The sequence below is a fragment of the Oceanobacillus locisalsi genome, from assembly GCF_042675985.1.
Classification (GTDB): Bacteria; Bacillota; Bacilli; order Bacillales; family Amphibacillaceae; genus Oceanobacillus; species Oceanobacillus locisalsi.
This window is the reverse complement of sequence record NZ_JBHTKK010000003.1, coordinates 41077-65614: the sequence shown is the minus strand read 5'-3', so window position 1 is coordinate 65614 and position 24538 is coordinate 41077. Positions and strand designations below refer to the sequence as shown.

The window sequence follows — 24538 nt, the reverse complement described above, 5'->3', positions numbered from 1 at the left end:
AGCAGTTCTTTTTTCTATGAGAACATTATGGCTGCTGACGTATTTGTTTGTAATATAGGATGTTTTTAATTCCTTAACTTTTCAATCAGGTTCGTTTATAATGCTAATTAGAGTTGAAATGAGGAGTGAAATGTAAATGAGCGACGTACAAAGATTATTAGTAGTAGACGACGAAGAAAGAATACGCCGTTTAATAAAAATGTATCTGGAAAAGGAAGATTTTGAAATTGAAGAAGCGGCAGACGGAAAAACTGCATTAGAAATGGCTTTACAAAATAATTACAGCGCGATTATTTTGGATATTATGATGCCGGAAATGGATGGCATTGAAGTATGTGAAGAGCTGAAAAAAGAAAAGGATACACCTGTTATCATGTTAACAGCCCGCGGAGAAGAGTCAAATCGGGTACAAGGTTTTGAAGTAGGGGCTGATGATTACATTGTAAAACCATTCAGTCCAAGAGAAGCTGTACTGCGGGTGAAGGCAATTCTGCGCAGAGTTTCCAACTTGAATTACCAGGAATCTGATACAACAGCTAAAAATTTATTAGTGTTCCCACATTTAACCATTGATCATGATGGGCACCGGGTAACGGCAGATAATCAAGAAGTAAGCTTAACGCCCAAAGAATATGAGCTGCTTTGCTTTTTAGCAAATGATCCGGATAAAGTGTTCAACCGGGAGCAATTATTAAAAGAAGTCTGGCAATATGAATTCTTTGGCGACCTGCGTACTGTTGATACGCACGTGAAGCGGCTCCGGGAAAAACTAAATTCTGTGTCGCCGGAAGCTGCCAAAATGATTGTAACCGTATGGGGAATCGGCTATAAGTTTGAGGTTGAACAAGACTGATGTTTTGGAAAAGTGTTGTAGGGAAGCTATCATTAACGATTCTCTTATTAGTATCTTTTGTATTATGTGTATTGATGTTCTTTTTAATGCAATTCTTTGAAACCTATCATATTCAAGAGGCAGAAAATGATATGACCCAAATGTCTGAGAAGATCTCTTCGTTGGTTGAATCCGACTATGATACAGGATTTATTGAAGAAGCTACAGAGATGTTAAGAGATCCTGCCAGCCGGGTGGTTGTTTATTATGCTGACGGGGAACAATGGATTTCCGATACAGAAGATACCGATTTAAACTTTATTGATGAAGCTTGGATGCAAAATAATCCCGATGCAGCCGATTTAATGGAACAGGTATCCACACAGAGTTCGCAAGGATTAATCGTAAATGACAATGAAATTATTTCCGTCGGTTCCCCTATGGAAAATGGTGGAGGCGTGTTTGTTTTTAAGTCTCTGGATATGATTAATGAAACGCGAGATCAAACAACCAAGCTGATTTTGTTGAGCGGCGGCATTGCTATTTTATTAACGACATTTTTTGCTGTGTTTTTATCCTCGCGTGTAACAGCGCCATTAATAAAAATGCGGGAAGCAGCATATAATTTAACCCGCGGAGAATTCAACACAAGAGTTCCTGTGCTGACACGGGATGAAATCGGTGATTTGGCCATTGAATTTAATCGGATGGGCAATCAGCTGAATTATCATATTCATGCACTGAGACAAGAAAAAGAACAGTTGTCCAGTATTGTCAGCTCGATGGCAGATGGTGTTTTCACGCTGAACCGAGATGGGGAAATTATTGTCATTAATCCGCCTGCAAAGGCGTATTTAGATAACTGGAATTATGAGCATTATCAGGATCAAGAAAAAGAAAGGCAACTTCCGACAGAACTGAGTTCTGCTCTTAATGAAGTGATTGCAGAAGAACGCGCTGTTTTAAAGGAATCGGTAGTACAAGGAAGAAACTATGTTATGCTTGTCACTCCTTTATATGATGAGTCCCATGTCCGCGGCTGTGTTGCGGTTATCCGTGATATGACAGAAGAACGCCGCCTGGATAAATTGCGGAAGGACTTTATCGCCAATGTTTCGCATGAACTGCGTACACCTATTTCGATGCTTCAAGGATATAGTGAAGCAATTGTTGATGATATTGCAGAAACAAAAGAAGACAAGAATGAATTGGCTCAAATTATTTATGATGAATCGCTTAGGATGGGCAGACTTGTCAATGAATTGCTGGATTTGGCAAGGATGGAAGCAGGACAAATTCAGCTCCATAAAGATTCTGTAGCCGTTCAAGCATTTGTAGAGCGGATTGTTCATAAGTTTCAGGGACTTGCTCAGGAGAATGAAATCGAACTTTCCTTAACGATGGATATGCATGAACAAATTGGTGAAATGGACCCCGATCGGGTAGAACAGGTTTTAACTAATTTAATCGATAATGCCATTCGCCACTCGGAAAAAGGTGGAAAAGTGGAGATTTACGCCTTGAGTAATTCTGATTTCTTTCATGTAGAAGTGAAAGATAACGGCAGCGGCATTCCTGAAGAAGATTTGCCTTTTGTTTTTGAACGTTTCTACAAAGCGGATAAATCCAGAGTGAAGAAAGAAAAACAAGGAACCGGTTTAGGTTTAGCAATTGCAAGAAATATCATTGAAGCACATCAAGGAAAAATCCAGGTAAGAAGTAAGCTGGATATCGGTACAACCTTTAGTTTTGAAATACCTATGAAACATTCCTGAAAAAGGATAAATATGATAATATAATGATATATAACCGAGAGACAGGAAGGGCATAGATAGATGCTAAAAAGGTAATAGTCTGGAAAAAGGCTGTTACCAAAGGCAGGCCCTTTTTTCTCTCTGTTATGATATAACTAAAAGCATCTGGATAGCATGGATGACGAGAGGAGATAAAACATATGAACAAATGGTTGAAGTTTTTAGGTATTATGCTGTTATCTTTTACTTTCCTTGCAGCATGCGGTAACGGAGAAGAGGCAGAAGAAAATGAAGACACGAATACTTCTGTCAGCACAAATGAGTCAAGCGGAGAAGAGCAAGAACTTGCCGAAGACGAAGTGCGTTTAACGATATCCATTGATGACGGCAATGAAAGCGTAGCAGAAGAAGTAGCACAAGTAGAAGAAGGAGATATTCTTTTAAATGTGTTGAAGGATTCTTTCTATGTAGAGGAAGAGGATGGATTTATCACTTCCATTGAACGTGTATCAGATGATGAAGAAGAAGGAAAATACTGGATGTACACAGTAGACGGTGAACCTGCACAGGTAGGAGCCGGGGAATACGAATTGAATGGCGGCGAAGAAGTTATATTTGACCTGCAATCGATGGAATAGAAAATGAACACATACAAGCTGACATTACTTGCACTGCTCGCAGCTCTGGCTGTAGCAGGAAGATATGCATTTCAATTTATCCCTAATGTCCAGCCTGTGACAGCAATTATTATTTTAACAGGTATTTTTCTCGGACCGCTTTCATCTCTTTTACTAGGGATATTAACCGTATTTCTGTCGAATATGTTACTTGGAATGGGGATATGGACAATTTGGCAGATTATTGCATGGTGCTTGATTGGTTTAGCAGCTGGAGCTATGGGCATGATTTGGAAAAGAGTGCCTTTTCTCTTCATGGTTCTTTTCTCGGTTTTTAGCGGTTATCTTTACGGTTTTATTATTTCTTTAACTACCTATCAGGTAACAGGACATTTCTGGCCATATTATCTGGCCGGGCTTCCTTTTGATACAGCACATGCTATTGGTAATGCCGTGTTTACCGCGCTGCTTTATCCATTACTCCGTGTATTGTTTCGAAAGTATGCTAAAAATAGATTTCAAATGAAAGATTCACAATAATAACCACAGAAAAGGCTGCTAATCAGCAGCCTTTTCTGTGATTACTCAACCTGAAACAGCAAGGGTTATATGCTTATTCTTAGGTGCAAAAGTTAAGTGCGGGCCCCTGATTTTCATGAAGAAACTGTATAGAGAGAGGTTTTGTTATGATTTCCAAATATATAAACAACGACGTTTTCGTGGTATACTTTTTATGAAAATAAAGTAGTTCTATATAATTGAAAACAGAAATCCGGCGAATGGAATATGTTTATGGCTATCTTTTCCATTTGGATGTTTTCAGTACGATTGGTGGTGTCAGAATGCTTTTTCAAGGAATTCTTATCGATTGTTTTCAAAAAATAAATCAAGAACGTACATCTTCCAGTGTTTTTAATCTGTTAACCGGGAAAAAAGCCATTCAGACGATACAAGATGCCAGGTTTTATCAAATTGCTGACTATTATGGGATTTATCCGGATTTGAGCAAAGAAGAATATAACCAGCAGCTTCGTCAATTGCTGGATGCAGCATATATGCTGGAGGATGAAACACACAAACTGTACATAACAGATAAAGGACAAGCATGGCTCTCTTCCCGCAAAGCAGATCTTGGCGGTTTTCAAGGATCGAAGTACGCAAATATCGTTGAACCATTTAAGCAGCGCTTTCTGCTTTTTATCCAGACTTTCACAAACACCTCGAAGAACCAATACCGTTTCATCCCAATTACCGATCATTTTGAAATTGAACAGTTTATAAAACAAATTTATAAACAATATAAGCATCGTTCTGCAGAGGTACTGCAACAATTGTATACAGAGCTGACAGAAGCTCTATCTGGAATGTCTGATTTAGAGGCCAGCATGTTTGTCGACCGGATCACCAGCTTTTATTCCTATGGCAGCAGTTTGCAGCAGCTTTCCCAAGATTATCAGCTTTCTATTTCGGATTGCTATCTGATTTTGCAGAAAACATTTTATCATTTGCTGCGCGTGCAGGAATCTAGCACAAATTATCCGATGCTTCATCTTTTAACGAAACATTTGCAAACGTCTCATACAACCTTGAGTCAAACAGCACAGTTTACACGACGGTTATTACAAAAAAACCGCTCTTTTGAAGAGATTATGCAGATCCGCAAGTTAAAAGCGAATACGATACAGGATCATCTCGTGGAGATTGCGATGCAGGAAGAAACTTTTCCTTTTTTTGATTACTTGGATTCTGTTGCTTATGAAGAGATTAAAACAGCTGTACATACCAAACAAACATATCGTTTAAAAGAAATAAAAAATAATGTTCATCCGGATATCACTTACTTTCAGATTCGTTTGGCATTGGTTTTATATAATAAGTAGGGAGTGAAAAAGATGCGTTTAGAAGAAGCATTACGTTATTATTTTGATTATGACAGCTTCCGACAAGGACAAGAAGAAATTATCAGAGATGTCCTGCGCGGGGAGGATGTACTTGGCGTATTGCCGACAGGTTCCGGTAAATCTATCTGTTACCAGCTCCCTGCAAAATTGCTGGACGGCATCACCATTGTCGTTTCTCCATTAATTTCTTTAATGATTGATCAGGTAAAGGAATTAAAAGCGGCATCTTTTAAAGAAGTAATCGCATTAAACAGTTTTATGCCTTTTCCGGAGCAACAGAGAGCACTAAATCAATTACACACATACCGGCTTATTTTTGTATCCCCGGAATGGCTGCAAAAAAGCACACATCAACATTATCTCAAACAGTTGCCAATTAAACTGTTTGTTATTGATGAAGCGCACTGCATCTCACAGTGGGGGCATGAATTCCGACCGGATTATCAGCGGCTTGCGGAAGTGATAGAAACATTAAATCACCCGCCGGTGTTAGCGTTGAGTGCGACGGCAACTCCGGATGTGCAAGCAGATATTATCAAGAGCTTGCGGAAGCCGGCCATGAAAAAACACATCTATCCAATGGATCGAAAAAACATTGCTTTTTGCATAGAAGAAGTAGAAAATGATCAGGAGAAATTAAAGCGTATAACAGAGATAACGGCGTCTTATACCGTTCCTGCATTAATTTATTTTACAAGCAGGCAAACAGCAGAGGAGACGGCCTTATCCTTGTCTATCAAACATCCGAATCGAAACATTGCCTACTATCATGGCGGAATGGAAGCATCTGAACGCCTGCGAATTCAACAGCAGTTTATGAATAATCAAATTGATATAATCTGTTGTACAAGCGCCTTTGGGATGGGGATTAATAAACCGGATATCAGGGTGATTATTCACTATCATCTCCCGCTCCAGATTGAATCGTATATTCAAGAGGTGGGGAGAGCCGGAAGAGACGGAAAATCAAGTTTGGGAGTTATATTTTACCAAAAAGGGGATTTTCGTCTGTCGGCAAGTATGGTTAAAAATGAACTGCCACGGGTGGAAGATATAGACCGTCTGGCTGCAGTGATTCTAAATGGTCAACAGCATCGCGTAGATTTACCATCTCCCGATCAGCTGTATATGTTTCTCGATATTAATGAAGGAGCGGCACGGTTTATTCAAAGACAGCTGCAAAAACACGACCTTATTCGTAATAATGAGTGGTCGATGGATGAAAGGAAATGGAAGCAGGCCAGAGATAGTATCATGCATTATTTAGAGGAAAGAAAACAGTATAAAAACAGCAAATTGAATGAATTATATCAGTGGGTGCAGACAGAAGAATGCCTGCGAAAAACACTTTATCAACCTTTTCAGGATGATTTCGAGGAACCCTTAGAGCAATGTTGCAGCAATTGCGGATTCGATTGGGGCAAGTGGAACCCGGAACCTTCTTTTGAAACTTCGAAAACATTACATCAGGGAAATTGGCGCAAAAAATTGCAGAAAATCTTGCATGTAACTGAGGTTCAAGATGAAACAATCTGAATTAATCAAACAACTGTCTAACAAAGAACTGCGAATACAGTTATTTTTTTCACAAGGACTATTATTATTGGCAGCGGTTGTGCTGAGCTTTTTTCTGTTTGATTCGTTTTTCGATTGGTTTCATCTTTTCAGCTGGAACCCGAGGGAAATGATCATTTTCGGCCTTTTATCCGCTGTGCTGATTGTTCTGGTTGAACTTTCTGTTATGTATATAACACCGAGAAAATGGCGGGATGACGGCGGAATAAATGAACTCATATTTCAAAACCAGCCAATAAGTTTTATTTTTGTATTTACGCTTGCTGTCGCCATTTGTGAAGAGTTGTTATTCAGGGGTGTTATCCAGACAACATTTGGGTATGTATTTGCAAGTATTCTTTTTGCTCTTGTTCATATCCGCTACTTAAAGAAACCCTTACTTTTTCTGGCTGTTTTGTTTCTTAGTTTTTATATCGGATGGGTTTATGAATATACAGCGAATTTAATTGTACCGATTGTCATGCATTTTTTCATTGACTTTCTACTTGGTTTAGTTATACGGTTAAAGAAATGAGGTGGTCGTATTGAGCTCCAAACAAAATGATCAGGCAGAAGCTTTAAGACAAGCCATTGAAGATGTCACTGAACATCAATCAGAACAGCAAATTGAAGAATCGAAACAAACGGAGAAAAACAATAACGAAACAACGGAGCAGACAAAGATGGAAGTCGATATATTGAACTTGCCTCCAAGAAATGAAGTGCATAAAAACAACCGTAAAATGCGTATTAAATTGAGAATGCCGCTATTGCGTTTTCTTTTTGTATTGGTTTTACTTCTTGTGATTGCCGGTGTCATCGTCTGGTTTATTTGATTTGGAACAAGTATTTTCAAATAAGCATAATAGGATTCAACAGACACATAAAATGTTATAATCAGGGTAGAAGTATAGAGAGCTATTTGAATAACATACAATCTATATATTTTATGCACATATAAAAACCCATTTTCAAAACGATACAAGCAGGTTGTGTTCATCATTTGGAGTTCGTGCATATATTAATATTAATACTTGTTGCAAAAGCGAAGAAGATAAGGGGGATGCAGTATGCGGATCGAACGCCTTTCGACAGACCAATTTAAAATTTTTCTTACGTTCGATGATCTTATTGAAAGAGGATTTACCCGTGAGGACTTATGGCATGATGCATCTAATGTCCGTACATTATTCAGCGATATGATGTACGAAGCAAGCAGTGAACTCGGAATGGAGTTTGAAGGAATGTTACTTGTGCAGGTACACCTTATGCAGGCTCAAGGAATGCATATTTTTGTAACGCATCAATATGATGATTTGGATATAGAAGAAGATGATGAATATATTGAAATGAAAGTCACACTGGATGAAAGTAAAGAGCTAATATTCTCCTTTGACGATTTTGAAGATGTTATTGGAGTGGCAAGTTATTTATCAAATATGCACATTAAAGAGTCGAATGTATATTTTATGGAAAATCGTTACTTTATGATGCTGGATCCTTTTGTTCATACAATCAGTCATAAAGAAAATATCATTGGGCTAATGTCTGAATTTGCTCATCCGAGTATCATAACGTCATACCGTCTGCAGGAATATGGAAAAGTCATTTTTGAAAGAGACGCAATTTCTAAAATCAACCATTATTTTGCTTCTTAAAGAAAAGGTTATATCATGGAAATGAAAGGATTATTTTCTGTTATCACCTTATAGCTGTCCAGCCGCCTCTTTCATTGCATATTTTATACGAAAGTGTATACTGAATTTGGAGTGATTAAAACATTGATATCAAGGCAGGGGGTAAATATTGATGGCAAGCGATAAAGCAGAAGATGCTTCTCAAACAAAAAATCAAGAAAATACAGATGTGTTACATTCGACGTTATCCATTGTGGAAACCGCATTAAATAAACTCGGTTACCCTGAAGAAGTATTTGATTTATTAAAAGAACCATTACGTCTGCTTACTGTCCGTATTCCAGTCCGCATGGATGACGGGAAAGTGCAAGTCTTTACCGGCTATAGAGCGCAGCATAATGATGCAATCGGTCCGACAAAAGGAGGTATCCGATTTCATCCGGATGTTACAGAAACGGAAGTGAAAGCACTTTCTATCTGGATGAGTCTCAAAGCCGGTATTGTCGATTTACCTTATGGAGGAGCAAAAGGCGGTATTATATGTGATCCGAGAAAAATGTCCTTTAGAGAATTGGAATCTTTAAGCCGCGGATATGTTCGGGCTGTAAGTCAGATTGTCGGTCCGACAAAAGATATTCCGGCACCGGATGTATTTACAAATTCACAAATCATGGCATGGATGATGGATGAATACAGTAAAATTGATAAATTAAATAATCCCGGATTTATTACCGGAAAACCAATCGTTCTCGGCGGTTCGCACGGCAGAGAATCAGCTACTGCCAAGGGAGTAACGATTGCGTTAAATGAAGCGGCGAAAAAGAAAGGCATTGATTTAAAAGGAGCCCGTGTGGTTATTCAAGGATTTGGAAACGCAGGAAGTTTCCTGTCTAAATTTTTACATGATGCTGGTGCGAAAGTTGTCGCAATTTCAGATGCTTATGGAGCGTTATACGATCCAAAAGGGTTAGACATTGATTATTTATTGGATCGCCGGGATAGCTTCGGTACGGTGACGAAATTATTTGATCAAACAATTACCAATAAAGAGTTATTTGAACTGGATTGCGATATTATTGTTCCAGCAGCCGTTCAAAATCAAATCACAAAAGAAAACGCACATAATATCAAAGCTTCTATTATTGTTGAGGCGGCCAATGGTCCAACGACCATGGAAGCAACTAGAATACTTACAGAAAGAGATATTCTTATCGTTCCCGACGTGCTGGCTTCAGCAGGGGGAGTTACTGTCTCTTACTTTGAATGGGTACAAAATAACCAAGGCTTCTATTGGACAGAAGAAGAAATAGACAGACGGCTTCATGAAATCATGATGAAATCTTTTAATAGTGTATATAATATGTCAAAAACAAGAAAGATTGATATGAGACTGGCCGCTTACATGGTAGGCGTGCGGAAAATGGCAGAAGCCTCCCACTTTAGAGGCTGGGTGTAACCGAAACATCAAAAGACAATATATAAAAAACTCTTCCAAGCAAAGGGTTTTTTATTTTTGTAAACAACGGACCTTTTCTATTTGCCATGCCGTACGCTTCGTTGTACGATAGATAATGAAAAATTTTTATGTGATATATAATATAAAAAGCGAATGTACCGCATTTGCAAGCGATGGATGAAGGAAGGATAAACAATGCTGGATGAAAAAATAATTATTATCGGAGCCGGTCCATGCGGGATGGCATGTGCATTAGAGCTCCAGAAAAAAGGCGAAAACCCATTATTGATTGAAAAAGGAAATGTGGTACAAACCATTAGCAATTTCCCCACACACCAAACCTTCTTTAGTTCAAGTGACCGATTAGAGATTGGCGGTGTACCGTTTGTTTCAGAAAATAAAAAACCGGTGCGAAATCAGGCAATGGTTTACTACCGGGAAGTGGCTGAAAGAAATGCGCTTCGTATCAACGCATATGAAACATTAGTATCTCTTGAAAAAAACGGCGAAAGTTTTTTTCTAAGAACGGTTAAAAAAGATGGCAGCGAAAATGAATATCGTGCGGAGAAAGTCATTATGGCTACAGGGTATTATGATCAGCCTCATTACTTAGATATTCCTGGAGAATCTCTGCCGAAAGTTATGCACTATTTTAAAGAAGCACATGAATATTTTAATCAGAAGGTAGCCGTTATCGGCGGGAAAAACTCTTCTGTCGATGCGACGCTGGAACTGCATAAAGCAGGAGCAGATATTATCGTTATTTATCGCGGCGATGACTATTCAGAGAGTATAAAACCGTGGATTCTCCCCGAATTCGAATCCCTTGTTCGAAACGGGAAAGTAGATATGGTATTTAACGGAACAGTAACGGAAATCACTGACGCATATCTGACCTATGAAAAAAACGGGCAGGAAATGACAATTGAAAATGACTTTGTCTTTGCTATGACTGGCTACCGCCCGGATTACAGCTTATTGGAACAAGCTGGTGTCCAGATTAATCTTGAAAATGGCAAACCTGTTCATGACGAGAAAACAATGGAAACCAATGTACCAAACTTATATATCGCGGGGGTTGTAGCAGCCGGGTATGATAATAATAAAGTATTTATTGAAAACGGCCGTTTTCATGGCGAACAGATTGCTGCGTCTATTTTCTCTTAAACAGGCAGCGGAAGGTTTTATTTCCTCCCGCTGTCAGATATAATTTTGCAAATTAACACCAAGGCGGAATGATATTTACATAAACGGGTAAAGAAGGTATGTACATGAAAAAAATCTTGATGATTGCAACAGGCGGTACGATTGCAAGTGATAAAAACGAAAGCAGCGGGAAATTAGCATCCGGTGTATTGTCTGGCGAAGAAATTATTGAAAAGTGTGATATCCCGTCCGATATTCAAGTGAAAGTGGATTCTTTCGTTCAAAAAGCGAGCATGCATCTACATTTTTCCGATTTGATCCAAATCAAAGAAAGATTGGATGCGTACGTAAAAAAAGAACATGTTGATGGTATTGTTATCACACAAGGTACGGATACGCTAGAAGAGGCCTCTTATTTTATGCATCTTATTTCCAATTACCGTATTCCGATTGTATTTACCGGTTCACAGCGTTCTCCAAAAGAGATTGGTACAGATTCCTTTATCAATATTAAGAATGCGGTCTTGGCAGCCTGCAGTGAAGACCTAAAAGATGTTGGCGTAACAGTTGTATTCAATGAACGTATTTTCCATTCCCGCTATGTCCGAAAAGAACATGCTTCCAATATTCAAGGTTTTAATGCTTTCGGTTATGGCTATTTAGGGATTATTGACAATAATATGGTCCGCGTATTTCAGAAACCGACTTACCGCGAATATCTAGAAATAACTAAAGGTATTCCTCTTGTAGATATTATCAAAGTGTATATGGATGCGGACGGAAAATACATTCAAGCAGCGATAGACAGCGGTGTAGATGGTCTTATTTTGGAAGGCGTCGGCAGAGGTCAAGTGGCAAAAGAGATGATGCCTGCTATTAAAGCATGTATCCGCCAAGGGATAAAAGTAGTGATTACCACTTCAGCAGTAGAAGGTGAAGTATATCCGACTTATGATTATGAAGGAAGTACTTACGATCTGTTGGAAAATGGTGTTCTTTTAGGAAGAGATTATGATAGTAAAAAAGCAAGAATAAAACTGCTTGCTGGTTTGGCAAGTAACGTGGAGCTCAAACATTTATTTGATATATAATTTTTATCGGACTGGCCTGGAGGTATGTGTTTGCAACATGCGGTAAGATGTCTTTTGACATGCATGAGAAATGCTCCTGCCGTCGATGAAAGAAGAGGAGTAAGGACCCATGATAGCTGCTCTATCTGCCGGTATAGCCCCCGCTGTAGCTTTTATGACATTTATTTATTTACGTGATCGCATTACAGAACCGCTTTGGCTGATAGCGCGTATGTTTATTGCCGGTGCTTTAATTGTTTTGCCGATTATGTTTATTCAGTATGGTTTGCACGCGGAACTGGACCATATCCCGAATGTTATGGAAGCATTTTTGTTCAGTGCATTTTTAGAAGAATTTTTTAAGTGGTTTATGTTTATGTTCTTGATTTATCAGCATGAGGAATTTGATAATCATTACGACGGAATTGTATATGCAAGTGCAATCAGTCTTGGGTTTGCTTCCTTGGAGAATATATTTTATTTACTGTCCAATGGCATTGAATTTGCATGGATGCGGGCACTGTACCCGGTTTCTTCGCATGCTCTCTTTGGCATTATTATGGGATATTATTTAGGGAAAGCAAAAATGAATCCTCGATATAAACGCAGATACCTGACAGTTGCCTTTGTCATGCCTTTTTTATTACATGGTATCTATAACTACATATTGCTCGGATTAAATCAATTTATTATTATCTTATCCCTCTTTTTAATTGGTGTATGGACTTTCGCCATTTACCGCTTAAAGCACGCCAGAATGTATGATGTCCGATTTCCTATTCGGAAAATATATGAGAAAGATAGCTGAAAAGCTGATGGACCCTGTCCGTCAGCTTTTTTACTTGTTATAAAATCTTCGGTTGAAAGAAGTATCAAAAATAATCTGTTATCCGCAATCAATATGATTTCTATTGATCATGTATAAAAAGAAGAATTGCACAAAAAATAGCCTTAGATAAATATTACTCTCTTTATTCTTTTTATAGCAGGATGACTGATAAGGACTGGGGCTGCAATTACGCCCCACCGAAAACCATTGCGTTTAGTCGTCCCATTGAAGAGCTCTTGTAAGGTTCCTGCTTCAAGAAATACATGAAAGTAAGATTTCTAAGCGGAAGATTTAAAAAGAAGAAAAGAGGAAGAATTGGAGGCATCAATATGATACATCATCACAGATCCATGATTTACAGCTTCACACTCTTGGCAATTCTATCTGTATTTATGTTCACGAAACCAGAGCAAACAAATGCATTTAGTGATCAAGTGATTCAACAAGGAGCAGTAGGGGACGACGTCATTGAATTACAAGCCAGATTAAAACATATCGGTTTTTATAATGGCGAGATTGACGGTGTTTTCGGCTGGGGAACTTACTGGGCTTTAAGAAATTTCCAATATGAATTTGGTATGGAAATAGACGGCATGGCTGGACAAGCAGCAAAGGATAAGCTCACACAAGCGACAGAATTTGATAAAGAAAAGGTGCAGCAAGAAATGTACGGAACCGGAAATGGTTCTGCTTCATCAGGAGGAAATAATGGAGGCGGGGAAAGTACACCTACGAGTTCAGTAAACGTTCCTCAAGGATATTCTAATAATGATATCCAGCTGATGGCAAATGCAGTATATGGGGAAGCAAGAGGCGAGCCTTATGAAGGGCAAGTAGCCGTTGCGTCGGTTATCCTGAATCGGGTAAACAGCGAATTATTTCCTGATACCGTATCCGGCGTTATCTTTGAACCGAGAGCATTCACAGCCGTTGCAGATGGGCAAATATGGCTGGAACCGAATGAACAAGCCAGAGAAGCAGTGCTTGACGCGATTAATGGGTGGGATCCTTCCGGCAACGCAATCTATTACTTCAATCCGGATACCGCAACATCAGGATGGATTTGGACAAGGCCACAGATTAAAAAAATCGGAAAACATATATTCTGCAATTAGAAAGGTGTGAAAAAGAATGTATCGATGGATTACCATTACATTATTGACTGTAGCTCTTATTTCTGTTTCCATTTGGGGCTACTATACAAATAAACAAAAAAATGATTTATATGTACAAGCAGAAAATGAATATCAGAGATCCTTCCATGAGCTCACCTATAATATGGATGTACTAAACGATCAGATAGGAACCTCATTAGCAATGAATTCACCTGATAAATTATCACCGCAATTTGTGGATATTTGGCGTATCAGTTCGGATGCACACGCCAACACAGGCCAGCTTCCAATGGGATTGCTCCCGATTCACAAAACAGAACAGTTTCTATCTGAATTAGGAGATTTCACTTATCAGACTGCTGTTCGTGACTTGGATGATGACCCGTTAACGGATGAAGAAACAGCGCAACTAGAAGAATTCTACCAACAATCCGGGCAAATACGAGATGAACTTAGGGAAGCGCAGCATGTTTCCTTAAGTGACGGATCAAGGTGGATGGATGCAGAACAGACTTTATTAAATAAGGATGAAGCTGAAGAGAATGATATGGTGAACAGTTTCCAAACAGTGGAAGACTCTTTTGATACTTCTACGGAAGAAACACCAGAAGACAGTACAACCAGCACGAGAACAGAAGATCATTCTTATAAAAATGTAACAGGTGACGAACTCACAGAAGAAGAGGCATTAAAAGAAGCTGAAAAGATTTTTGGCAAGGAAAATGAGACGGATTGGTCGATTACGAAATCAGGTGATGGAGCAATAACACCGATGTACAGCGTTTCGTATGATGAAAATGGAGAAAGAGGCTATGCAGATTTAACCGTGCAGGGGGGTCACCCGCTTCACTTGTTAGTTTCCAGAGATATAGGAGAAAAACAGATCAGTTTGAATGAAGGCAATGACATTGCCGAAAATTACCTTTCCGAACTCGAGTTCAATGACATGGAGCTTTTCCAAAGCAGTGAATATGATCAGGTCGGTGTATATTCCTTTGTTTATGAAGATAATGGCGTGCGGGTATTCTCGGATGCTGTGGAAGTAAAAGTAGCTTTGGACAATGGAGACATTACAGGGTTGACGGCAAATAATTACTTTAAAAATCATACAGAACGGGAAATACCAGAACCTGATATTTCAGAAGAAGAAGCCCGTGAGGCAGTGAACCAGGACGTTACTATTCAAGAGAATCATTTAGCGATTGTTGATGATGACCAGGGTGAAGAAGTTCTCGTCTATGAATTTTTAGGAACCAGGGATGACGCGACATATCGAATATTTATTAATGCAGAGACAGGAGAAGAAGAGAAAATTGAGAAGTTGACGGATGCAGAAATTAATTATAATTCTGTGTTATAAAGGATTTACAATGAAACAGCTTTCGAAAAGGGATTTTTCTTATTTTCGAAAGCTGTTTTATCAATATTTTAGAAATGCCGGAGCAATGACGTCGGAATATTCCCATGTAATTCCTGTCATGCTCACGGCTGTTTAATCAATTGCAGATATGTTATGATAATAAAGTGAAGAACTTGCTTGGCATTCGTCAGGCTTTTTAATGGCAGGAGTGAAAAGAATGGAAAGTATTTCGATTGCAATTGACGGCCCGGCGGCAGCTGGAAAGAGTACAGTTGCCAAGCAGATTGCAAAAAAACTGGGAATTATTTATGTGGATACAGGAGCGATGTATAGAGCTCTCACTTATCAAGCGCTGCTAGATAATATCAATTTGGAAGATGAAAAAGCAGTGATGGAAATGTTGAAAAAAATCGATATCAGACTTGCACAACACGAAGAAGGGCAACACGTATTTATCAACGAAAAGGATGTCACCGAAGCTATCCGCTATCCCGATGTGACAGCATCCGTTTCAGTGATTGCAAAACACCCGCTGGTTCGAAAAGAGATGGTGACAGCACAACAGGAACTTGCACAAGATCATAGTGTAGTAATGGATGGACGCGATATAGGATCCCATGTTCTGCCGAATGCAGATGTAAAAATATTCCTTGTTGCTTCTGTAACCGAGCGGGCCAAACGCCGCTTCGAGGAAAACAAACAAAAAGGCATCCCCGCTGACTTACATACACTGGAAAAAGAAATAGAGAAACGGGATGAATTAGATTCTACCCGTGAAGCATCCCCATTAGTTCAAGCAGATGATGCGATTGAATTGGATACGACGTCCTTGTCCATTGAAGAAGTGACAGAGAAAATTCTCGGCATTTGCCAGCCATTTATCAAGAAACCTGGTGTCCAGTAAGCTCAAACAAATGTCTTCGATATACCTGTATGAACGCATATTGAGGTCCGGAGACTGCAATGACAAGTCGCCTGAATGTATTCGGGAGAGTTTCTTTCAACGTTAAGTCTGTCCTGTTAAACAGAAAAGCGTGAGAGAGCAGGAGGGATTAAATGTTATATCATCTGGCGAAAAATCTCATCATGATTCTTTTTTATCCATTATTCCGGATTAAAGTAACTGGAAAGCATCATATCCCAAAAGAAGGGCCGGTTATTATTTGTACTAACCATACTTCTAATCTGGATCCTCCTGTAGTAGGAATTACAGCTTCCAGGACCATTTATTTTATGGCAAAGGAAGAGCTTTTTGAAGGGAAATTTTTCGGAAGGTTATTACGAAAAGTTCATGCTTTTCCTGTTAAAAGAGGATTAGCTGATCGAAATGCTTTAAGAAGCGGCTTAAAATTTTTAAAAGACGGGGAAACACTCGGTTTATTTCCCGAGGGAACTAGAAGTAAGGATGGGAAACCGGGACAAGCGTTGCCTGGCGTCGGATTTTTTGCACTCCGGTCACAAGCAGAAGTTGTTCCTTGTGTGATTATCAGTGATTATAAATTATTTCGGCGGACGAAAGTTGTTTACGGAAAACCAATGGATGTAGAATCATTTCGAAAAAACAAAGCTTCTGCAAAAGAAATGTCAGAGGGAATTATGGAAGAAATCAGAAATTTATACGAAATTCATAAAAATTAATTGTCTTTACTTGACAAATAATACGAATTATTAGAAGTTATATGTAAGAGTATAATGAATCATCATTTTACTATTCGAATGTGTGAATAGGTGAACTGTAACTAGGAGGCTAAGGATATGAGTGAAGAAAATAAAGACCTTCAGGTGTTAGAAGTTGGCACAACGGTAACAGGGACTGTGGTGAAATTAGAAGAAAAGCAGGTTCTTGTAGATATCGGTTACAAAACAGAAGGTATTTTACCGATAAGCGAACTTTCCACACTTCATGTAGAATCTACTACTGATGTACTATCAGAAGGAGAAGAAGTGACTTTAAAAGTGAAAAAAATCGATGATGATGAAGTAGTTTTATCCAAAAAAGCGGTCGATGCAGAGCAATCCTGGGACGAACTTGAAAGAAAATATGAACAGGGAGAAGCTTTCGAAACAACCGTTAAAGAAGTTGTTAAAGGCGGTCTTGTTGTAGACGTCGGTGTACGGGGCTTTATCCCGGCATCATTAGTAGAAACGTATTACGTGGAAGATTTCAGTGATTATCTGGATCGTACTTTAAAAGTAAAAATTACAGATATTGACCGCTCTCAGAACCGTGTTATTCTTTCTCATCGTGCTATTGTGGAAGATGAAGAAAAAGAAAGAAAAGAAAAAGTGCTGCAGTCATTAAATCCTGGAGATGTGATTGATGGGGTTGTTCAACGCATTACCAATTTTGGTGTGTTTGTAGATTTAGGGGGCGTTGACGGACTTGTCCATATCTCTCAACTAGCACATGAACATGTTGAAAAAGCTTCAGATGTTGTTGCAGAAGGAGACACTATGAAGGTGGAGGTTATTTCTGTCGATTTAGACAGTGAACGTATCTCTCTATCTCATAAGAACACCTTGCCTGGACCTTGGGCAGAGGTAAGTGAAAAAATTAAACCTGGCGCTACGGCAGAAGGCGTTGTAAAAAGACTGGTCAGCTTCGGAGCATTCGTGGAACTGTTACCTGGAGTTGAAGGGCTTGTTCATATTTCTCAAATCGCTAACCGTCATATCGGTACGCCGCAGGAAGTCTTGGAAATCGGACAAACTGTGACGGTAAAAGTATTGGATGTAAATGAAGAAGAGCAGCGTATCTCCCTTAGCATGAAAGAACTGGAGCAAGAACAAGAAGAGAAAGATTATAAGCAATATGAAAAATCCGAAGATCAGCCAGGCTTCCAACTTGGTGATGTTATCGGCGATCAATTGGACAAATACAAATAAAGAAAAATCAAAAGCTGTACATGTCTATGTGCAGCTTTTTTTGATTAAAAAAAAGATTTAAATTCACTGACAATTTTTTATAGGAAGAGTAAGCGCAGCAGCGGTTTTAATAGACCGAGTAATCAAAGGTCTCAATGTTGTCAGGTTAATGAATTTTGTGAAATTTACTCAAATTATGCGCTTAAGAATAAGCATATAAACCTTGCTGTTCCAGGATAAACATGCTCTCTATTATTATGCTTGCTTTTGGTTAGAGCCTCCTTCTATTTTTTGAACAGGATATGGTGTATAGCTTCCGCTCCGGCCAAGCCCTACGCTTTCCGACGTACAACTCTTTTAGATGGAGCGAGTAAGCGCAGCTCCAGCCCCAGGACGTGCAAGTGCAGGCGTTGTGACAACTCTTTTAGATGGGGTGAGTAATCGCAACCCCAGGAGTCACGGTTTTAGCCTGCAAACTACTTAGGAGTCTACGTGGTTGGCCTGCGCTCTAATAGGATGCTACAGCGTTTGGAAGAAATAACATCCTAATGGAGTTAAATGATTTTATTTGTTCAACTATTTCATGTATAGAATACCCTACTAGCGGAGGCGGACCGTTTTGACTCCTGAGGGATCAGCACCCTCTGAAGATCCACTTTTGCCAAGCGATCTTCTTGGAAAAAGTTAGCTGAAGAGCGTGCCCCTAGGAAAGCAAAACGGTCCGCCGCAGCGGTTATACTAACCTAACAACATTGGTAAGCGCAATGGTTTTCGGTGGGGCGAGTAAACGCAGCCCCAGTCCCATCCAAGGAAAAGAATCATGCTTTTGCTAAGTTTTCTTTAAATAATCCGCTTAAAATGAGCCATACTAACACGTAAGAAAAAGAGGTGATATGTATGGAAATTGAATCTTACCTGAATGTTATTTTATTTGGGGTTGTTGCAGGGACACTGTCCAGGTTAATCACTTTGCGGAGCGATTACAGGCAGTATCCTACATATCTGCATGGGCGGATTATTCATGTATCATTAGGTTTTATTTCTGCAGCGCTAGGCGCGCTAGCTATCCCTGCGCTGTTAGAATTAGAATTTACCGCTGTTACTTTTTTAACGGTGGCCGCAACACAGTTTAGAGATGTCCGAAATATGGAAAGAACAACGTTAACGGAACTTGATCAATTTGAACTGGTTCCCCGAGGAAATACGTACATTGAAGGAATCGCTATTTCCTTTGAAGGAAGGAACTATCTTGTGATGTTTACTGCCTTTTTAACTTCTCTGGCTTATGTGACATGGGGATGGTTTCCTTCCACAGTGGTCGGCGTATTAGCAATCGTTGCGTCACTCAGCTTCATGAGCGGTTCTACATTAAAAGATATTGTCGAAATAGAAGAATCCGAGCTCTCTTTTGATGGAGCGGGCCTGTATGTCGATAATATTTACATTATGAATATCGGGCTGGATGAAAGGCAAGAGGAAATTTCAAAATATGGAATGGGCTTCATATTAAAACCAAAAAACTTAAATATTGTTACTACACTAAGTAATTTAGGGCAGCAACAGGCCATTTTACATGATGCTTCCGCTACGCTGGGAGTCTATAAAGACGCAGGAACTCCTGCATTAACTCCTTTAATAAAACGAGATCTAGACGATGGCAGATTGGGCGTTTTTATCCTGCCGCTTGTGCGGGATACAGAACTGGCTAAAAAGGTGATCGGCTCTGTACCGGTTTTGGAGAATGCCATTAAAATGCCTTCTGAAGCAACATTTTTAAAAGGAGGGAAAAAGTAAATGATTGTCGAAAAAGCAATTTTGGCTGTGGTTACGACAAAAGAAGAAAGCGTTGGAGGAGGCGCCCCTATTTTTATCTGCTCATCAAAGGAAGAACTGGCCTTATTTGCAAACAATCTGGAAGCCATAATAGATGGAATTGCTCACCGATTGAGTGAGGAAGTCTATATTATTGTCAAACATTAACGATGAAACCGAAAATCCAAAAGCCTGTTCGGTATTCTTGTAACAAGCTTTTTAAAGATGCGCTTATATATTTCGTTGTGGAACTTTCTTACTTTTGCTAGAATAAGACTGAGGTGCAGTCAGACTTCTATTGTACTGCACGTTAGTACCTACTGTTATATTGAGAAGGAATTTTGAAAAAGAGAGGATGTTCCTTACGTGAGGAAATCTGTAGTAGCGATTGTTGGTAGACCAAATGTTGGTAAATCAACCATCTTTAATCGATTAGTTGGAGAAAGGATATCCATCGTGGAAGATACACCTGGTGTTACCCGCGATCGTATTTATTCGGAAGCAGAATGGTTAAATCAACCATTTAACATAATAGATACTGGTGGTATTGAAATGGTCGATGAGCCATTAATAAATCAAATGAGACAGCAGGCTGAAATTGCGATTGATGAAGCAGATGTTATTGTTTTTATGCTGAATGGCAGAGAAGGCATCACTGCAGCCGATGAAGAGGTTGCAAAGCTTTTATTCAAATCAAACAAGCCTGTTGTCTTAGCGGTAAATAAAATGGATAATCCAGATATGCATGAAATGATTTATGAATTTTACGCATTAGGATTCGGACAGCCATTCCCTATTTCCGGGACACATGGGCTAGGCCTGGGGGATATGCTCGATGAAGTGTTCAAATATTTCCCGGATAATACAGGAACCGAAAAAGACGATGATACCATTTATTTCAGTGTCATCGGCCGTCCAAATGTAGGGAAATCATCCCTGGTGAATGCCTTATTAAATGAAAACCGTGTTATCGTCAGTGAGATAGAAGGTACGACACGGGATGCTGTTGATACCAAATTACGCAAAGATGAACAGGATTTTGTCATTACTGATACAGCAGGAATGCGTAAACGCGGCAAAGTATATGAAGGCACTGAAAAATATAGTGTTTTAAGGGCTATGCGGGCGATTGAACGCTCTGACGTTGTTCTGGTACTGATTGATGCAGAAACAGGCATCAGAGAGCAGGATAAAAAGATTGCCGGGTATGCACATGAAGCAGGACGGGCCATTGTTATTGTTGTGAATAAATGGGATACCGTTAACAGTGATGAAAAAGCAATGAAAGATTTTGAAACAAAAGTCCGAGCACATTTTCAATATTTAGATTATGCTCCTATTGTATTTTTATCGGCGAAAACAAAAAAACGGCTGCATACGTTGATTCCAATGGTTAAATTAGCAAGTGAAAGCCATGCCAGACGTATCCCGACAAATGTCCTGAACGATGTAATTATGGATGCCATCGCAATGAATCCGACACCTACACTGAAAGGAAAAAGGCTGAAAGTGTTATATGCTACTCAGGTAGCTGTGGAACCGCCGAGCTTTGTTGTGTTTGTCAATGATCCGGAATTAATGCATTTCTCTTATAGAAGATTTTTAGAAAATAAAATTAGAGACGCTTTTGATTTTACAGGAACACCGATTAAATTATTTGCACGCGAGAGACGATAAAAAGGGGAGATATATGATGAGTAAGGTTGTAGTACTTGGTGCAGGGAGCTGGGGGACAGCACTTGCAATTGCTTTAGCTGATAACGGGCATGAAGTGCGCATGTGGGCACACCGGAAAGAACATGTAGATGAAATAAACCGCACACATCGGAACGACAAATACCTGGATGTGGATATTCCAAATAACATCACTGCATTTCACCACATGGAAGAAGCAACAAAAGATGCCGAAGCAGTGATTGTCGTAGTGCCGACCAAGGCCATACGAGAAGTTTGCGGGCAGCTTAAAAATTATATCACGTCAAGTACGCAAGTTATTCATGCCACAAAAGGAATCGAACCTGGCACGCTAAAGCGTGTATCCGAAATGATTGCTGAGGAAATGCCTGATTTCCCTTATGAAAATATTGTGGTTTTATCCGGACCGAGTCACGCGGAAGAAGTGGCACTGCGCCATCCAACAACGGTATCTGCATCAGCACTTAACTTGGACAGTGCACGTCAGGCTCAGGATTTATTCAATAGTGAAAATTTACGTGTTTATACGAGTGACGACATCGTAGGTATCGAAGTAGGCGGAGCGCTCAAAAATATCATTGCTCTGGGAGCTGGTATATCAGACGGTCTCGGCTACGGAGATAATGCAAAAGCTGCACTGATTACACGCGGTCTGGCTGAAATTGCTCGCCTCGGTACAACACTTGGAGCAAATCCATTAAGTTTCCTCGGACTTTCTGGTGTAGGTGATTTAATCGTTACCTGTACGAGTCCGCATAGCCGAAATTGGAGAGCGGGAAACCTGTTAGGCAAAGGAATGATCCTGGATCAAGTATTAGAGGAAATGGGCATGGTTGTAGAAGGCGTTCGTACGGTTCAAGCAGCCAATCAATTTGCGAAAGAACAAAATGTAGAAATGCCGATTACCCAAGGTCTTTATCAAGTGCTTTTTGAAGATAAAGCCCCTAAAGACGTTGTAGATGAATTAATGACCCGTTCCAAACGTCAAGAAATAGATGATATCAGCAACCTTTTAAAAGAACGTTATTCGGATAAGTAACACATCATAATCCTCCTGGCATATACTGTGATGAATGAAATGCAAGGAGGAAATCATGTGAATAATTTTCAAAAAGGTATGTTTGATAAAATACAAAAAAACAGCAATATTAACCCGGAGGAAGTATACAAAGTAGCTGATTCGGTAAAGCATGCTGATTTTTCGGATGAAAAAACCGTACGGAATCTAGTTAACCAGCTTTCAAAAATGGCGAACAAACCCCTTTCCAAAGAACAAGAAGACAAAATTGTAAAATCCGTCGTTAATGGGAAAATGCCCGGTGACGCCAACTCGCTAAATAACCTGTTTAAAAAATAGGGTTATGCTGCAGTGTAACTGGCTGAGACATCGAAAGCCAGTAACGAGGGATGCGTTCTTGCCTGCAAAATGCAGGTCACCATGGTGTCTGAGATACGACGCCGTGAACTTCGTTTTTGTTCCTTTCATATTCAGCGGGATTGAAAAAATCCCTGCTGAATAAAGTTTTACTTTATAGGCAATTGAGTATACGAATTTTGAAAATGATGCATAAGATAAATCGCACCAGCATTCAAGGAATAGAGTTGCTGAGGATTTTATTTAGTCAGCCTATGGTAAAGTTGCCCCCTTTGCCATAGGCTTTTTACACGCCTCTGTTTGTTTCCATTATATTCTGTATGTAAGCCTGTGGACAGTTTTTCGGTGTTGTTCAATGTTTCGTCAGTAAAGGGGAAGCATATTGTTTAAAAATTATGTTATAATAACGTCTGGCAGAATGTATTTTGATTGAAATAGGGGTGAAAGCTTTGTCAGTATCCATGTTAATGATGTATATATCCTTTGTCGGGATGTTTTTATTAATCTTAGCTACCGGCTTGATTGTTTGGAGCAGAACGAAATTAAAAGGCTGGTTTGGCAGTATTGTTACTTTGATAGCTTACTTAAGTCTTGTCAGCGGAGCTTTGATTATTTTATTTGTTACGTTTAGCGGACCAACCAGATAGGAAAGGGAGTTTCATGATGAGATATACATATTTAGCGGCAATACCCTTCATTCTCCTGCTCTTAAGCGGCTGTATGTACCCGCAGAGTGAACGGACAGAAAATCAGGTTTCGAATGAGGAGCAGTTAACTGTTGTCCAACAAGCTGTTGAATCGTACAGAGAAGGAGAAGACGGTTTAGTGCCAATCCAGACCAAAGACAATGATACGCATATTTATGAAAAATATTTAATCGATTTCAGACCAATGCAGGAAAAAGGCTATATTTCAGAAATACCGGGAAATGCTTTTGAAGAGGGTGGTGTCTATCAATATACCATTGTTGATCCAGAAGAGGACCTTAAAGTCAGACTGATTGATTTACAGACTACAGAAGAATTACGAAGTGTAAACATTCGACTGGATACTTATAGACAAGAACACACGTATCCGGCTTTTGGACAGAAAATCACAGACCAGGTATATTCCGTAGATTATGAAAAACTTGGATTACAAGAAGCGCCGACAGTGCAAAGCCCTTTTACACAAGCTGATTTGCCAATTGTAATGGATTTGGAAGGCAATTTATATATTGATTATGCTTATGATTTGAATCAGGCGCTGGAAGAAACAGACCATGATTATGAAGAAGGCGATGATATCCGTCCCCTCTTAGTAGATGATTCGTCATTTGTCCCTGCATATTCCATGCCATATACCGTGGAAGATGGACAAGCCGTATTTATGGAAGACGAATAAACAAACAGCCGTACAATGAATGTGCGGCTGTTTTTATGCGTGAAAACAAAATAGAATAAATAAATTCAGGCTGCATACACATGAACTATAAGGTTTGTTTTATCTGATGCAAATAAAAATATGTGAAACCAGTCATA

The 24538-nt window shown here is 39.4% G+C and carries 25 protein-coding genes; all 25 read left to right on the top strand.

Annotated elements, in window-relative coordinates:
• Positions 1-136: 136 nt before the first annotated feature.
• On the top strand, positions 137-853 hold the full coding sequence (locus tag ACFQ19_RS04495; protein ID WP_379590878.1) for a response regulator transcription factor: 717 nt from the start codon (positions 137-139) through the stop codon (positions 851-853).
• Complete coding sequence (locus ACFQ19_RS04490) at positions 853-2607, top strand: ATP-binding protein (protein ID WP_379590877.1); 1755 nt, start codon at positions 853-855, stop codon at positions 2605-2607. The genes ACFQ19_RS04495 and ACFQ19_RS04490 overlap by 1 nt, the downstream gene beginning before the upstream one ends.
• Before the next feature lie 179 nt (positions 2608-2786).
• Entirely contained in the window at positions 2787-3224 is a 438-nt protein-coding gene (locus ACFQ19_RS04485; protein WP_379590876.1) for a DUF4430 domain-containing protein, read from the top strand.
• A gap of 3 nt (positions 3225-3227) precedes the next feature.
• A complete protein-coding gene (locus ACFQ19_RS04480) occupies positions 3228-3743 on the top strand; it encodes an ECF transporter S component (protein WP_379590875.1) in 516 nt (171 codons plus the stop codon).
• A gap of 218 nt (positions 3744-3961) precedes the next feature.
• Positions 3962-5083, top strand: coding sequence for a helix-turn-helix domain-containing protein (locus tag ACFQ19_RS04475; protein WP_379590874.1), 1122 nt, complete (start codon positions 3962-3964; stop codon positions 5081-5083).
• Between the two features lie 12 nt (positions 5084-5095).
• A complete protein-coding gene (locus tag ACFQ19_RS04470) occupies positions 5096-6640 on the top strand; it encodes a RecQ family ATP-dependent DNA helicase (RefSeq protein WP_379590873.1) in 1545 nt (514 codons plus the stop codon).
• Positions 6627-7193 (top strand): CPBP family intramembrane glutamic endopeptidase, encoded by a 567-nt coding sequence (locus ACFQ19_RS04465; protein ID WP_379590872.1) that lies wholly within the window; start codon positions 6627-6629, stop codon positions 7191-7193. Before ACFQ19_RS04470 ends, ACFQ19_RS04465 begins: the two co-directional genes overlap by 14 nt.
• A 10-nt stretch (positions 7194-7203) precedes the next feature.
• A complete protein-coding gene (locus ACFQ19_RS04460) occupies positions 7204-7494 on the top strand; it encodes a hypothetical protein (RefSeq protein ID WP_379590871.1) in 291 nt (96 codons plus the stop codon).
• A 234-nt stretch (positions 7495-7728) separates the two neighbouring features.
• The gene (locus ACFQ19_RS04455; RefSeq protein ID WP_379590870.1) at positions 7729-8316 is read left to right on the top strand and encodes a genetic competence negative regulator; all 588 of its coding nucleotides are present in this window, start codon (positions 7729-7731) and stop codon (positions 8314-8316) included.
• 151 nt (positions 8317-8467) lie between these two features.
• Positions 8468-9751: a Glu/Leu/Phe/Val family dehydrogenase gene (locus ACFQ19_RS04450; RefSeq protein ID WP_379590869.1), complete on the top strand. Its 1284-nt coding sequence runs from the start codon at positions 8468-8470 to the stop codon at positions 9749-9751.
• Positions 9752-9946: 195 nt separating this feature from the next.
• Positions 9947-10918 carry a YpdA family putative bacillithiol disulfide reductase gene (locus ACFQ19_RS04445; protein WP_379590868.1) on the top strand — a complete coding sequence of 324 codons (972 nt, stop codon included), beginning with the start codon at positions 9947-9949 and terminating at the stop codon, positions 10916-10918.
• Positions 10919-11022: 104 nt separating this feature from the next.
• Entirely contained in the window at positions 11023-11988 is a 966-nt protein-coding gene (locus ACFQ19_RS04440) for an asparaginase (RefSeq protein ID WP_379590867.1), read from the top strand.
• A 109-nt stretch (positions 11989-12097) separates the two neighbouring features.
• Positions 12098-12775, top strand: a complete 678-nt coding sequence (gene prsW / locus ACFQ19_RS04435; protein ID WP_379590866.1) for a glutamic-type intramembrane protease PrsW — start codon at positions 12098-12100, stop codon at positions 12773-12775.
• 413 nt (positions 12776-13188) lie between these two features.
• Positions 13189-13911 carry a spore cortex-lytic enzyme gene (gene sleB, locus ACFQ19_RS04430; protein WP_379591071.1) on the top strand — a complete coding sequence of 241 codons (723 nt, stop codon included), beginning with the start codon at positions 13189-13191 and terminating at the stop codon, positions 13909-13911.
• A gap of 16 nt (positions 13912-13927) precedes the next feature.
• Positions 13928-15271, top strand: a complete 1344-nt coding sequence (ypeB, locus tag ACFQ19_RS04425) for a germination protein YpeB (RefSeq protein ID WP_379590865.1) — start codon at positions 13928-13930, stop codon at positions 15269-15271.
• Positions 15272-15488: 217 nt separating this feature from the next.
• Entirely contained in the window at positions 15489-16175 is a 687-nt protein-coding gene (gene cmk, locus ACFQ19_RS04420; RefSeq protein ID WP_379590864.1) for a (d)CMP kinase, read from the top strand.
• Between the two features lie 152 nt (positions 16176-16327).
• The gene (locus ACFQ19_RS04415; RefSeq protein WP_379590863.1) at positions 16328-16909 is read left to right on the top strand and encodes a lysophospholipid acyltransferase family protein; all 582 of its coding nucleotides are present in this window, start codon (positions 16328-16330) and stop codon (positions 16907-16909) included.
• Positions 16910-17026: 117 nt separating this feature from the next.
• Positions 17027-18157, top strand: a complete 1131-nt coding sequence (gene rpsA / locus ACFQ19_RS04410) for a 30S ribosomal protein S1 (protein ID WP_379590862.1) — start codon at positions 17027-17029, stop codon at positions 18155-18157.
• Between the two features lie 876 nt (positions 18158-19033).
• On the top strand, positions 19034-19930 hold the full coding sequence (locus ACFQ19_RS04405) for a YIEGIA family protein (RefSeq protein ID WP_379590861.1): 897 nt from the start codon (positions 19034-19036) through the stop codon (positions 19928-19930).
• Positions 19931-20116: a capping complex subunit for YIEGIA gene (locus tag ACFQ19_RS04400; RefSeq protein WP_379590860.1), complete on the top strand. Its 186-nt coding sequence runs from the start codon at positions 19931-19933 to the stop codon at positions 20114-20116.
• 198 nt (positions 20117-20314) lie between these two features.
• Complete coding sequence (gene der, locus ACFQ19_RS04395; RefSeq protein ID WP_379590859.1) at positions 20315-21625, top strand: ribosome biogenesis GTPase Der; 1311 nt, start codon at positions 20315-20317, stop codon at positions 21623-21625.
• A gap of 16 nt (positions 21626-21641) precedes the next feature.
• Positions 21642-22682, top strand: a complete 1041-nt coding sequence (locus ACFQ19_RS04390) for an NAD(P)H-dependent glycerol-3-phosphate dehydrogenase (protein WP_379590858.1) — start codon at positions 21642-21644, stop codon at positions 22680-22682.
• A 57-nt stretch (positions 22683-22739) separates the two neighbouring features.
• Positions 22740-23000, top strand: a complete 261-nt coding sequence (locus ACFQ19_RS04385; protein ID WP_379590857.1) for a stage VI sporulation protein F — start codon at positions 22740-22742, stop codon at positions 22998-23000.
• Between the two features lie 467 nt (positions 23001-23467).
• A complete protein-coding gene (locus ACFQ19_RS04380; protein WP_379590856.1) occupies positions 23468-23665 on the top strand; it encodes a DUF2768 family protein in 198 nt (65 codons plus the stop codon).
• A 16-nt stretch (positions 23666-23681) separates the two neighbouring features.
• Complete coding sequence (locus ACFQ19_RS04375) at positions 23682-24401, top strand: hypothetical protein (RefSeq protein ID WP_379590854.1); 720 nt, start codon at positions 23682-23684, stop codon at positions 24399-24401.
• Positions 24402-24538 lie beyond the last annotated feature (137 nt).

Bases quoted from the DNA above. Each gene is read 5' to 3' on its own strand.
- ACFQ19_RS04480 (WP_379590875.1), top strand. From the start codon at position 3,228: ATGAACACATACAAGCTGACATTACTTGCACTGCTCGCAGCTCTGGCT.
- ACFQ19_RS04450 (WP_379590869.1), top strand. From the start codon at position 8,468: ATGGCAAGCGATAAAGCAGAAGATGCTTCTCAAACAAAAAATCAAGAA.
- sleB (WP_379591071.1), top strand. From the start codon at position 13,189: ATGTTCACGAAACCAGAGCAAACAAATGCATTTAGTGATCAAGTGATT.
- ACFQ19_RS04390 (WP_379590858.1), top strand. From the start codon at position 21,642: ATGAGTAAGGTTGTAGTACTTGGTGCAGGGAGCTGGGGGACAGCACTT.
- ACFQ19_RS04400 (WP_379590860.1), top strand. From the start codon at position 19,931: ATGATTGTCGAAAAAGCAATTTTGGCTGTGGTTACGACAAAAGAAGAA.
- ACFQ19_RS04495 (WP_379590878.1), top strand. From the start codon at position 137: ATGAGCGACGTACAAAGATTATTAGTAGTAGACGACGAAGAAAGAATA.
- ACFQ19_RS04405 (WP_379590861.1), top strand. From the start codon at position 19,034: ATGGAAATTGAATCTTACCTGAATGTTATTTTATTTGGGGTTGTTGCA.
- ACFQ19_RS04485 (WP_379590876.1), top strand. From the start codon at position 2,787: ATGAACAAATGGTTGAAGTTTTTAGGTATTATGCTGTTATCTTTTACT.
- ACFQ19_RS04455 (WP_379590870.1), top strand. From the start codon at position 7,729: ATGCGGATCGAACGCCTTTCGACAGACCAATTTAAAATTTTTCTTACG.
- rpsA (WP_379590862.1), top strand. From the start codon at position 17,027: ATGAGTGAAGAAAATAAAGACCTTCAGGTGTTAGAAGTTGGCACAACG.
- ACFQ19_RS04490 (WP_379590877.1), top strand. From the start codon at position 853: ATGTTTTGGAAAAGTGTTGTAGGGAAGCTATCATTAACGATTCTCTTA.
- ACFQ19_RS04375 (WP_379590854.1), top strand. From the start codon at position 23,682: ATGAGATATACATATTTAGCGGCAATACCCTTCATTCTCCTGCTCTTA.
- ACFQ19_RS04465 (WP_379590872.1), top strand. From the start codon at position 6,627: ATGAAACAATCTGAATTAATCAAACAACTGTCTAACAAAGAACTGCGA.
- ACFQ19_RS04415 (WP_379590863.1), top strand. From the start codon at position 16,328: ATGTTATATCATCTGGCGAAAAATCTCATCATGATTCTTTTTTATCCA.
- ACFQ19_RS04470 (WP_379590873.1), top strand. From the start codon at position 5,096: ATGCGTTTAGAAGAAGCATTACGTTATTATTTTGATTATGACAGCTTC.
- ACFQ19_RS04440 (WP_379590867.1), top strand. From the start codon at position 11,023: ATGAAAAAAATCTTGATGATTGCAACAGGCGGTACGATTGCAAGTGAT.
- ypeB (WP_379590865.1), top strand. From the start codon at position 13,928: ATGTATCGATGGATTACCATTACATTATTGACTGTAGCTCTTATTTCT.
- ACFQ19_RS04445 (WP_379590868.1), top strand. From the start codon at position 9,947: ATGCTGGATGAAAAAATAATTATTATCGGAGCCGGTCCATGCGGGATG.
- cmk (WP_379590864.1), top strand. From the start codon at position 15,489: ATGGAAAGTATTTCGATTGCAATTGACGGCCCGGCGGCAGCTGGAAAG.
- prsW (WP_379590866.1), top strand. From the start codon at position 12,098: ATGATAGCTGCTCTATCTGCCGGTATAGCCCCCGCTGTAGCTTTTATG.